This is a genomic window from Streptomyces sp. NPDC005202, assembly GCF_040608235.1.
Lineage (GTDB): Bacteria > Actinomycetota > Actinomycetes > Streptomycetales > Streptomycetaceae > Streptomyces.
Map to the genome: position 1 here is coordinate 1 of NZ_JBEXHW010000069.1, position 10,265 is coordinate 10,265.

Annotated in this window: 11 protein-coding genes and 2 pseudogenes; 2 read left to right on the forward strand and 11 right to left on the reverse strand. The window is 70.9% G+C overall.

The window, feature by feature from the left end:
• Positions 1-71 precede the first annotated feature (71 nt).
• From ABZV31_RS37720 to ABZV31_RS37735, 4 genes are all read right to left on the reverse strand, one after another.
• Positions 72-344, reverse strand: a complete 273-nt coding sequence (locus tag ABZV31_RS37720; RefSeq protein ID WP_355901351.1) for an alpha/beta hydrolase — start codon at positions 342-344, stop codon at positions 72-74.
• On the reverse strand, positions 329-910 hold the full coding sequence (locus ABZV31_RS37725; protein WP_355901352.1) for an alpha/beta hydrolase family protein: 582 nt from the start codon (positions 908-910) through the stop codon (positions 329-331). Before ABZV31_RS37725 ends, ABZV31_RS37720 begins: the two co-directional genes overlap by 16 nt.
• A 124-nt stretch (positions 911-1,034) precedes the next feature.
• Positions 1,035-1,517, reverse strand: a complete 483-nt coding sequence (locus tag ABZV31_RS37730) for a DUF2267 domain-containing protein (RefSeq protein ID WP_355901359.1) — start codon at positions 1,515-1,517, stop codon at positions 1,035-1,037.
• Positions 1,518-1,769: 252 nt separating this feature from the next.
• On the reverse strand, positions 1,770-2,189 hold the full coding sequence (locus tag ABZV31_RS37735) for an Hsp20/alpha crystallin family protein (protein ID WP_355901353.1): 420 nt from the start codon (positions 2,187-2,189) through the stop codon (positions 1,770-1,772).
• A 159-nt stretch (positions 2,190-2,348) separates the two neighbouring features.
• On the opposite strand from ABZV31_RS37735, the gene ABZV31_RS37740 reads away from it, so the two are divergent.
• Positions 2,349-2,651, forward strand: a complete 303-nt coding sequence (locus ABZV31_RS37740) for a hypothetical protein (protein WP_355901354.1) — start codon at positions 2,349-2,351, stop codon at positions 2,649-2,651.
• Between the two features lie 13 nt (positions 2,652-2,664).
• On the opposite strand, the pseudogene ABZV31_RS37745 reads toward ABZV31_RS37740, so the two are convergent.
• From ABZV31_RS37745 to ABZV31_RS37755, 3 genes and pseudogenes are all read right to left on the reverse strand, one after another.
• Positions 2,665-2,766, reverse strand: a pseudogene (locus tag ABZV31_RS37745) (AraC family transcriptional regulator); the annotation flags it as partial.
• Positions 2,767-2,972, reverse strand: a pseudogene (locus ABZV31_RS37750) (MFS transporter); the annotation flags it as partial.
• Positions 2,973-3,115: 143 nt separating this feature from the next.
• Positions 3,116-4,378 (reverse strand): DUF445 domain-containing protein, encoded by a 1,263-nt coding sequence (locus ABZV31_RS37755; RefSeq protein WP_355901355.1) that lies wholly within the window; start codon positions 4,376-4,378, stop codon positions 3,116-3,118.
• Positions 4,379-4,785: 407 nt separating this feature from the next.
• Here ABZV31_RS37755 and ABZV31_RS37760 point away from each other — a divergent pair, with 407 nt between their 5' ends.
• The gene (locus ABZV31_RS37760) at positions 4,786-6,117 is read left to right on the forward strand and encodes an SGNH/GDSL hydrolase family protein (protein WP_355901356.1); all 1,332 of its coding nucleotides are present in this window, start codon (positions 4,786-4,788) and stop codon (positions 6,115-6,117) included.
• Between the two features lie 502 nt (positions 6,118-6,619).
• Here the strand turns inward: ABZV31_RS37760 and ABZV31_RS37765 are convergent.
• The 4 genes from ABZV31_RS37765 to ABZV31_RS37780 all read right to left on the reverse strand — a co-directional run bounded on the left by ABZV31_RS37765 (position 6,620) and on the right by ABZV31_RS37780 (position 10,122).
• Complete coding sequence (locus tag ABZV31_RS37765; protein WP_355901357.1) at positions 6,620-7,378, reverse strand: DUF1707 domain-containing protein; 759 nt, start codon at positions 7,376-7,378, stop codon at positions 6,620-6,622.
• Positions 7,379-7,439: 61 nt separating this feature from the next.
• The gene (locus tag ABZV31_RS37770) at positions 7,440-8,489 is read right to left on the reverse strand and encodes an ABC transporter ATP-binding protein (protein WP_355901360.1); all 1,050 of its coding nucleotides are present in this window, start codon (positions 8,487-8,489) and stop codon (positions 7,440-7,442) included.
• 15 nt (positions 8,490-8,504) lie between these two features.
• Entirely contained in the window at positions 8,505-9,269 is a 765-nt protein-coding gene (locus ABZV31_RS37775; protein WP_355901361.1) for an ABC transporter permease, read from the reverse strand.
• A 52-nt stretch (positions 9,270-9,321) separates the two neighbouring features.
• Entirely contained in the window at positions 9,322-10,122 is an 801-nt protein-coding gene (locus ABZV31_RS37780) for an ABC-2 family transporter protein (RefSeq protein ID WP_355901358.1), read from the reverse strand.
• Positions 10,123-10,265 lie beyond the last annotated feature (143 nt).

The window sequence follows — 10,265 nt, forward strand, 5'->3', positions numbered from 1 at the left end:
CCAGCAGACCCCGCACCGCGGACCCGCGGATTCCGCCCACACCCCACACCATCAGGCGACCACAGAACGGCTCAAATACTCACGAACCGCCCTCTCAGAAAGGCCGCCACCGCCTCGTAGAGGCGGGCCGGCTGGTCCAGGTGTACGTCGTGGGCCGCGTCGGGGATGGTCAGGAGCAGGGTGGTGTCCGGGCGGCGGGTCTGCATCGCCGTGAATTCCGTCTCCGGCATCGTGCCGTTCTCGCCCCGCACGACCAGCGCGGGGCAGGTGAGCCCCTCCCACTCACGCCAGTAGTCCCGCCTCGTCAGCTCCCGTATCGAGGACACCATCACGTCCTTGTCCATCCTCGGCCACCAGCCGTCCTCCCGCTGTTCCAAGCCCGCCGCCCAGGCCTCGTTGCCGAAGAACTCCGAAGAACTCCGTCGCCACCGCGAAGGAAGGGAACGGGGTCGGCCAGCTGTCCAGCCAGTTCGCTATCCGGGTGCAGAGGTCCGGGGATGCCGTCGCCGGGCCTGCCTCGATCAGGATCAGGGACTTCACCAGGCTCGGGTGTGCCGACGCGACGAGCATCGCCGTGTGAGCCGCCCAGGGACTGGCCTATCAGGGTGGCGGGGGTCAGGGAGAGTTGTTCGATCAGGGCTGCCGCGTCCACTGCGCAGAACTCGCGCGTGACCTCCCGTGGGCGGCGGGTGCTCTCGCCGTGGCCTCGGGCGTCGTAGGTCACCACGCGGTGGCCGTCGGCGTGCAGGCGGGCGGCCAGGTCGTTCCATTCGCCCCTGTGGCCTGCCAGGCCGTGGAGGAGGAGAACGGCCTCGGGCGGGTTCCGGGACGGGTGGGGCGGGGTTCGGTCGTCGTACGCGATGCGGGTGCCGTCTGGGCGTGTGAGGTGTGCGGGGGGCCTTGTCGTCAACGTCCGCTCCGGGGCCTGAGGTGTGGGCTCGGACTGCGACAGGGTCTCCTCATGCCGACGGCCACCGCCAGCGGATTTCCGCCGGCGGTGGCCGATCCGGTGGGTCGTACAGCGCGTACGTGCGCTACTGCGCCGGTCCCAGTTCCGCCCTGCCGAACAGCAGCGCGTACCCCGGCGGAAGTTGGGCCAGGATGCGGCTCACCAAGTCGTCGCCCACCGTGTCCGCCAGGACGCTGAGGACCGAGCTGACGTCCCAGCGGGCCGTCGCCGAGGTGGCTCCGTCGATGCGCGCTGCCACCGAGTCGACGAATTCGGAGGCGGTCAGGGGGCGGGTCGCGGGGATCTGGGACGCGACCACCCTTGCCGCTTCCTCGGGGAGGGCGCGGGCCAGGTCGACCCGTTCGTCGCCGATCACGTGGCCGCCGAGGGCCGACAGGACGATGCGGGTGACGCGTTCCGCCTCCGCCCTCGTCGCGTACTGGCCGGCTTCCTGCACCCGCTCGGTCAGGTCCCTCCATCCGTCCGAGTCGTCCTTGGCGGCTCGGGGGGTCGGGGGCGTGGTCAGGAGACTCTTCAGCGTCGGTTCGCTCGCACTCGCGCTTCGCATCATCGGCGTGCTGGGCACCGTCACTCGCGGCACCGTCACGCTCGGCACCGTCGTCGCGGTCATCGTGCGGGTCCTCCTCCGGGTCCGCCCGCCGGGGGACCGGGCGGGCATGGGTGACCGCGTCCCGCAGGCGGCTGCCTGCGGGACGCTTCTCCTGGGTGCGGCCGGCTGTTCAGCTGTTCAGCCGTCGAGCTGCTTGCGCGTTCAGCTGTCGAGCCGGCTGCGTGTTCAGCTGTCGAGCGACTTCCGCGGTCAGCCGTCGAGCTGCTTGCGCTCGCTGCCGCCGCTGATCTGGATCTTGCGCGGCTTGGCCTGTTCGGCCATCGGGATGCGCAGCGTCAGGACACCGGCGTCGTACGACGCGTCGATGCGCTCCGTGTCGAGGGTGTCGCCGAGGAAGAGCTGGCGGGTGAAGGTGCCCGTGGGGCGCTCGGCGACGATCACCTCCGCGTCCTCGGGAGCCGGGGACTTGCGCTCGGCACGGAGGTTGAGCACGTTCCGGTCGACGTCGAGGTCGATGGTCTCGGGGTCGACGCCCGGAAGGTCGAAGTGGACGATGAAGTCGTCCCCGGATCGGTAGGCGTCCATCGCCATCGCACCCGGGCGGTTCGCGCCGAAGACCTGCTGCGTGAGGCGGTCGAATTCACGGAACGGGTCAGAGCGCATGAGCATCACAGGTCACTCCTTTCATGAGGCAGCTCTGTGCGATGCCCTACGGCTTCTTATATAACTCCGAAGAGGAAACTTGACAAGCCCTGACTCAGGTTAGATTCGCGGAGCGGCCTGCGGGTTAGCCTCGGTGGTATCGATCAGGGACGCAGGAGGCACGTGATGGCGAGGGTTCCGAGCGCAGTGGTCGCCGCGAGCGGGCTCGTCGGCGGATACGGCGTGGCCCGCTGGACCAAGAAGCGGCAGCTGGGCGGGGCCGTGCTGGCCGCCGCCGGGGCCGCGGCCGCGCAGCAGTGGCGGCAGCGGGCGGGCGGCAGGGCCGCGGGTGCGCTCACGGTCGCCTACGTCGCCGCCTTCGCCGGTTCGCACCCGCTGGCCAAGAAGGTGGGCGCCTGGCCGTCCGTCCTCGGCGTGGCCGGCGCCGTCGCCCTGGCCTCGTGGGCCGTGGCCGACCGGCGTGGCTGAGGGCCGTCACCTCTCACCCCTGTGACGACTGAAACGCCTTCCGGTACGCCCGCGGGCTCGTCCCCACCACCCGGCGGAAGCGTTCCCGGAAGGCCGTCGGGGAGCCGAAACCGGCCGCCGTCAGCGGCTTGGCGATGTCCTCCAGGGAGCGCGCCGCTCGGCCGGTACCGCCAGCGCTGCCGCGACCAGACCCGCCGGGCACATCAGCGCCGCGCCGATCTGGAAGGCGAGGACCGTGTCCCCGACCTTGCCGGTGCCCGTGAGGTCGGCGAACAGCAGCGCGCCGCTGATGCCGCCGGCCGCGGTGCCCAGGGCATAGAAGCGGTGCCCAGGGCGAAGAAGGCGGGACATCGCCCGCGTCCGGCCGGTCTCGGCCCGCGCGGTGATCATGGGCTCCCTCCTTGTGCGGAACGCCACTCGTGTGCCCCCAACCAGCGCCGTCACGCCCCGAGGGCGGCCGGGCCCTACGCCCCCAGCACCCGCGACAGCGTGTAGATCAGCAATCCCGCCAGTGAGCCCACCACCGTGCCGTTGATGCGGATGAACTGCAGGTCGCGGCCGATGTGGGCCTCGATCTTGCGGGTGGTGTGCTCGGCGTCCCAGCCGGCCACCGTTTCGGTGATGAGGGAGGTGATCTCCTTGCGGTACGTCGTCACCACGTACACCGCCGCGCCCTCGATCCAGCCGTCGACCTTGCCCTGGGCCTTGGGGTCGACGGCCATCCGGGCGCCCAGGGACAGCAGGGAGGCACGCACGCGCAGCCGCAGCTCACTGCGCTCGTCCTCCGCCGCGGAGACGATCATGGATCGTACGGCGGTCCAGGCGGAGGCGATCAGGTCCTGGACCTCGCCGCGGCCGAGCACCTCGCCCTTGAGCCGCTCGACCCGCGCGCGCGTGTCGGTGTCGGACTGCAGGTCGGAGGCGAAGTCGGTGAGGAAGCGGTCGAGAGCTCCGCGCGCCGGGTGGGTGGGCATGTCGCGCATCTCGGTGACGAAGCGGAGCAGCTCCCTGTAGACCCGCTCGCCGACCTTCCTGTCGACGAACTTCGGGGTCCAGCCGGGCGCGCCGCCCTGCACGGCGTCCATCACGGAGTCGCTGTGCAGCACCAGCCAGTCGTGCGCGCGGGAGACGATCAGGTCGACGAACCGCCGGTGGCCGCCGTCGGCGACGACCTTGTCCAGCATCTTGCCGATGCCGGGCGCGACCTCCTGGGTGTTGGCCCTGCGGGTGATGGCCTCGCCGACCACCGCCTGCACGTCCGAGTCGCGCAGGACCGTCAGGGCGCCGCGCAGCGCCGTGGCCAGTTCCGCCGTCACGCGGTCGGCGTGCTCGGGGCGGGCCAGCCAGGCACCGAGTCGGCTGCCGATGCCGACGGCGCGCAGCCGCTGCCGTACGACGTCCTCGGAGAGGAAGTTCTCGCCGACGAACTCGCCCAGGGAGATGCCGAGCTGATCCTTCTTGTTGGGGATGATCGCGGTGTGCGGGATGGGCAGGCCGAGGGGATGGCGGAAGAGGGCGGTGACGGCGAACCAGTCGGCGAGCGCGCCGACCATGCCGGCCTCGGCGGCCGCGGCGACGTAGCCCGCCCAGACGCCGGCGCCCGCGTTCTGGCCCCATTTGGCGAGGACGTAGACCACGGCCACGAACAGCAGGAGCCCGGCCGCGGTCAGCTTCATACGGCGCACCCCGCGCTGCCGCTCCTCGTCGGCGGCGCTGAACACGGTCATCGCACGGTGGGAGACGGTGCCTGCGGCTGCCGGGGTGCCTGTTGCCCCCGGGGTGCCTGCCGCTCCTGAGGTGCCTGCCGCTCCTGAGGTGCCTGCCGCTCCTGGGGTGCCCGAAGCAGCGGGGGCGGCCTCCGTCCCCGGAGTGCCCACCGCTCTCCGGGCGGCCTCCGCTGCCGGTGCGCCCTCTGCTCCCGGTGTCGTTCGTTCCATCCGCTCCACCCGTTCGGTGATCCCGCACACAATTGTCCCTTCCTGACCGACTCCCGGAACGGAACAGGAGTTCCCGGCGTCTGTCGGAGGGGGGAATCGGGCAGGGCCCCGTCAACTCTCCCCGAGCCCATGACGCATCATGAGCTCACCAAGATCGGAGCCCCGGGCTCCCATCGCCCGAGGAGACAAACACCCGCATGACCAAGCGTCACGGTTATGCCCTGCTGACCGCGATCGTCGCACTGATCGTGGTTCTTTCCACCGCCATATACGTCGGAGTCGCCTCCGACGACGGCCCGTCGGCGAGCGCCCTCGCCGACGGGCACGCACCGCGCAACTCCGCCGCCCCGGCCTCCACCGGCACCTGGGTCGGCGCCTGGTCCACCTCCCCGGCGGGCGCCGAGCCCGGCACCGAGACCGTCGGCATGGCGGGCCGCTCGGTGCGCAACGTGGTGCATGCGAGCGTCGCGGGTACGAGTGCCCGAATCACGCTGTCCAATCTCTACGGCCAGTCCCCACTGACCATCACGCACGCCTCGATCGCGGTCGCCGCCGCCGACAACACCGCGGCCGCCGCCGCGGAGACGATGCGGCGGCTCACCTTCGGCGGCGGCCCGTCCGTCGTCATCCCGGCCGGCGGGCAGGTGATGAGCGACGCGGTCCGCATCGCCGTTCCGCAGGACAGTGACATCCTGGTCACCACCTACTCCCCCACCCGGTCCGGCCCGGTCACCTACCACCCGCACGCGCGCCAGATCTCCTACGTCGCCGAGGGCGACCGCACCGAGGACGTGACCGGCACGCCGTACACCGAGCAGACGAACTACTGGCGTTACCTGACCGCGCTGGACGTGCTCAGCAACGAGTCCGACGGGACGGTCGTCGTCCTCGGGGACTCGATCACCGACGGCATCACCTCCACGCCGGGCGCCAACCACCGCTGGACCGACGTCCTTTCGGACCGGCTGCGGGCCGCGGTCGAGTCGGGCCAGGACGTGCCCCGCTACAGCGTCGTCAACCAGGGCATCAGCGGAAACCAGGTGCTGGCGGGCGGGCTCGGGCGGCCCGCCGACAACCCCAGTGCGCTCAGCCGGTTCGGGCGCGACGTGCTCGAGCGGACGAACGTCAAGGTCGTCGTCATCGATCTCGGGGTGAACGACATCCTGCGCAATCCGAAGCTGGCTGATCCCGCCACGATCACCGACGGTCTGCGCACGCTGGTCCGCCAGGCCCATGCGCGCGGGCTGAAGGTCGTCGGGGCGACCCTGATGCCGTTCCAGGGGCACCGGGGCTTCACGGCGGCCCGGGAGGCGGTCCGGCAGCAGGTCAACGCGGAGATCCGGGCGGGGAAGGTGTACGACGCGGTGGTCGACTTCGACCGGGCGCTGCGGGACCCGTACAACCCGCGGCGGCTTCGGGCCGAGTACGACTCGGGCGACCATCTGCATCCGAGCGACAACGGCTACCGGCAGATGGCGGACGTGTTCGACCTGAAGGACCTGAAGGGGGCCGGGCAGGCGGAGCTGTAGGCGGGGGCGCCGGCCCACGCTGGGCGGTGGCCCGCGGCTGGGGGGGCCGTGGCTCACGGCGGTGGCCCGCGGTCGAAGCTCGGCATTCCGTAGCCGAGGCGGTAGGCCACCCGCCTTCGACCGCGAGGCTACGAGCAGATCCAGAACGAAACCGCCTAGTTCTCCTAGTTGTTCCGGTCGTTCCGGTCGTTCCGGTCGTTCCGGTTGTTCTGTTTGTTCTGTTTGTTCTGTTTGTTCTGTCCGTTCGGGTTGTTCTGGACGGGAGGCATGGTCGCACCCTGCGGTGGGAGCCTCCCCCGGGGCCGCACTCTTCGGCTGGACTGTCGGCTCGCGTCCCGAGCGGCAAGAGGGACCAAAGTGTCCCCTGTTTCCATCGTTCCCCGCCCGGCCCGAGGTGTCGACCGGTGACCGGGCCGCCGCCGCCCGATCCGAAACCGTGGGGCCAAGCCCCGGCGCGACCGGGGGCGTCACGGACCCGCTTCCACATCGGGCGAGAAACGGCCTAGTGGTGCCCGTGCTCGTGGCCGTGCCTGCGCCGTTCCCGGGCCTCCCAGCGCTGCTCGCGGCGCGCCGCATGCAACTCCCGGCGCTCCGCCCTGCGGTCCAGCTTCTCCTGGCGGCGCTCCTCCTTCTGACGGAGCTGTTCCGCCCTGGTGAGCTTCCGCTCGACTCCGACGCCGCCCCAGAAGGCGAAGCCCGTCACGACCACGCGCGGGGCGCCCGGGTCCCCCGGTGCGCCCTCCTCACGGTGGTCGAAGCCGCCCATGATGCCGATGCCGCGGACGACGACTTCCACGCCGGGCGGGACGATCACCTGCATGCCGCCCATGATCGCCACGCAGTTGATCTCGACCTCGCGGTCCGCGAAGTTCGCCTCCCTCAGGTCGATCTCGCCGCCGCCCCAGAAGGCGAAGCAGTTGAACCGCTTCGGCACCGTCCAGCGCCCCTTGCGCTGGAACCCGGACATGACGGCGACGGCCCACGACGAGGACCCCTCGCCACCGACGATCCGACCGGCCCAACTCCCGCTCTCCGCGGGGTCCTTGCGCAGCGACACCGCCGGAGCCGCGATGCCCGTGTCCGGCAGGTCCCGGGTGAGCGGCGTCAGTTCCCCGTACGTGCGCGCCTTGTAGGCCGCCTCCAGCCGCTCCTCGAACTCCTCCATGTCCAGCCGCCCCTCTGCGAGGGCGTCCCGCAGGACTTCGGCGACTCGTTCACGATCGGCGTCGGAGGCGCGAAGCTCCGGGAGTTCGTCGGTCATGACAGCAGCCTACGAGTTCCCGGGGCCGGGGGCACCCCCTGCTCGAAGAGCTCGTGGGAGGCTACGAGACCGCTTTCTCCGCCTGCTCCGACGGGGGTTTGGGGGTGTCCCCCAGTGAATGCAGCATCTTCGCGATCACCGCCTCGATGTCCGGCTCCCGCACCGACAGGTCCACCAGCGGATATTCCGCCGCGATCCGCGCCACCAGCGGCGCCGCCGACTGTGCCGCCGGGAAGGCCAGCCACTGCCGCGGTCCCTCGACGCGCACCACGCGCGCGGACGGCACCTCGATCGGCGGCAGCTCCCGCTCCAGGTCCACCACCAGCGTCCGTTCACTCTCCCCCGCCTCGTGCAGCCCGGCGAGAGGACCGTCGTACATCAGACGCCCCTGGTCGATGACCATCACGCGCGAGCACAGCTGCTCGATGTCCTGCAGGTCGTGCGTGGTGAGCAGGACCGTCGTGCCGCGCTCGGCGTTCAAGTCCCGTAGAAACTCGCGGACTCGGGCCTTGCTGATCACGTCCAGTCCGATCGTCGGCTCGTCGAGGTACAGCACCTCGGGGTCGTGCAGCAGCGCCGCGGCGATGTCGCCGCGCATCCGCTGCCCCAGCGAGAGCTGCCGCACGGGCACGTCCAACAGCGGCCCCAGTTCGAGGAGTTCGACACAGCGGTCGAGGTTCTCGCGGTAACGGCCGTCCGGGATACGGTACATGCGGTGCATCAGCCGGTAGGAGTCGATCAGCGGCAGGTCCCACCACAGCGTGGTGCGCTGCCCGAACACCACCCCGATGCGCTGCGCGAGCCGCGTCCGCTCGCGGGTCGGGTCGATGCCGGCGACCCGCAGCCGGCCGCCACTCGGTGTCAGGATGCCGGTGAGCATCTTGATCGTGGTCGACTTGCCGGCGCCGTTCGGGCCGATGTAGCCGACCATCTCACCGCGCGCCACGGTGAAGGAGATCGCGTCGACCGCCCGCACCTGCCGCCGCTCGCTCTTGAGGAACCCGGTCTTCTTGCGCACGTCGAAGACCTTCTCGACCCGGTCGAGTTCGATGAAATGACCGTCCGTGCCGTCCCTGCCGTCCGCGTCGTCCATGCCGTCCGTGTCCTCCATGCCGCCGCTCAACCCCTAACTCCCCGTACTCCGATACGACCGCAGCCCCGCCCGCCAGGCCACCCCCGCCAGCGCACAGCACCCCACCGCCACCAGCGGCGGCGCGAACGCCACCCAGGTGGGCAGGCCGAGCGGGTACGGCCGCCCGAGCACGTACGTCGCCGGCAGCCAGTTGACGAACGCGAGCGGCAGCACGAAGGTCACCCCGCGCACCAGCTCCTTCGCGAACACCGTCGGCGGGTACTGCAGCAGCGTGGTGCCGCCGTAGGTGAACGCGTTCTGCACCTCGGAGGCGTCCTGCGCGATGAACTGGAAGGACGAGCCGGCCACGAACACCGCGCCGAAGATCACCGCGCCGCTGGCCGGCATCACCGGCATCAGCAGCACCTTCAGCGGGGTCCAGTCGATGTCGAGCGCGGTCAGGGAGTAACCCAGCACGAGCGCTCCCTGCGTGATCCGGCCGAGGCGGCGCAGCGCGAAGCGGTCCGCCGCCAGCTGCGCGAGCACGGGTGCGGGACGGAGGAACAGCAGATCCAGCGTGCCGTCACGCACCCGGCGCCCCAGCCCCTCCACCGAACCGATCGCCAGGTCGGCGAGCCCGAAAGAGGTGGCGGACAGGCCGTACAGGAAGGCGACCTCCGGCAGCGGCCAGCCGCCGAGCCCGTCGACCCTGGAGAACATCAGCAGGATCGCGACGAAGTCGAGCGCGGTCGCAGCGAAGTTCCCGAACGCGGTCATCACGAACGAGGCGCGGTAGGCCATCGTGGACCGGATCCACATCCCGGCGATCAGGCGGTACGCCCGCAGCCCGTTCGCGAGCCTGCCGGTGGTCTCACCCACCCTGAACCACCACCCGCCGCGTCGCCACCGTCTGCACCAGCCGCCCCGCCACCAGCAGCACCACCGCCCACGCCCCCTGGAAGACGTACGTGCCCAGTGCGTCCGCCCGCCCCAGCAGGACGTCCGCCGGGGCCTGGAGCAGTGACGACCACGGCAGGACCCGTACGACCTCGCCCAGCGCGCCCGGGAAGACGTTCAGCGGCAGCAGCATCCCCGAGCAGAAGAACCCGGTGATCATCATCATCTGCAGCGCCCCCTTGCCGTCCAGCAGCCAGAACGCGGTCAACGCCACCAGGGACCGGATCCCGAAGCTGACCAGCATCCCCAGCAGCACGGCACCCAGGAAGGCCGCCCACGTCAGCGGGTCCGTGGGCAGCGCCACCGGGAAGAACAGCGCCCCGAAGACGAAGGGGATCACTCCCCGGCCCAGTAACTGGAACAGCGCCCGGCCCAGGTCGGCCGACAGCCACCACAGCTGCAGGTCGGCGGGCCGGTACAGGTCGATCGCGATGTCGCCCGTACGGATGCGTTCGATGAGCTCGTCCTCGACGCCGCCGCCCCCGATCGCGAGCGTCGACAAAAACGCCTGCCCCAGCCACACGTAGGTCACGGCCTGGGCCCGGTCGTAGCCGCCGAGGTGCGGCCGGACGTCCCACAGCGCGAGATAGGTGTACACCAGGATCAGGCCGAAAACCGTGTTCGTGAACACTCCGGCCGCCGTGGCCGCCCGATACGTCGCGTACCGTCTGAATTCCCCCGCCGCGACGGCCGCGTACAACCGCCCAGCGCCCACGTCAACCGCCCTTCAAGGTCCGCCGACACCGAAGCGCAGGAGCCTAGTTGTATTGCCCTGAGAGGTTGGGGACGCGGCTGGCGGGTGGTTTGCCTGCGAGCGCGGTGTGTCCGCGGTGGTGATTGTAGGTATGCAGCCAGCCG

Excerpts from the sequence above, each read along its gene's own strand:
- ABZV31_RS37720 (WP_355901351.1), bottom strand. The coding sequence starts at position 344 with ATGGACAAGGACGTGATGGTGTCCTCGATACGGGAGCTGACGAGGCGG.
- ABZV31_RS37730 (WP_355901359.1), bottom strand. The coding sequence starts at position 1,517 with ATGCGAAGCGCGAGTGCGAGCGAACCGACGCTGAAGAGTCTCCTGACC.
- ABZV31_RS37735 (WP_355901353.1), bottom strand. The coding sequence starts at position 2,189 with ATGCTCATGCGCTCTGACCCGTTCCGTGAATTCGACCGCCTCACGCAG.
- ABZV31_RS37740 (WP_355901354.1), top strand. The coding sequence starts at position 2,349 with ATGGCGAGGGTTCCGAGCGCAGTGGTCGCCGCGAGCGGGCTCGTCGGC.
- ABZV31_RS37755 (WP_355901355.1), bottom strand. The coding sequence starts at position 4,378 with ATGACCGTGTTCAGCGCCGCCGACGAGGAGCGGCAGCGCGGGGTGCGC.
- ABZV31_RS37760 (WP_355901356.1), top strand. The coding sequence starts at position 4,786 with ATGACCAAGCGTCACGGTTATGCCCTGCTGACCGCGATCGTCGCACTG.
- ABZV31_RS37765 (WP_355901357.1), bottom strand. The coding sequence starts at position 7,378 with ATGACCGACGAACTCCCGGAGCTTCGCGCCTCCGACGCCGATCGTGAA.
- ABZV31_RS37770 (WP_355901360.1), bottom strand. The coding sequence starts at position 8,489 with ATGGAGGACACGGACGGCATGGACGACGCGGACGGCAGGGACGGCACG.
- ABZV31_RS37775 (WP_355901361.1), bottom strand. The coding sequence starts at position 9,269 with ATGTGGATCCGGTCCACGATGGCCTACCGCGCCTCGTTCGTGATGACC.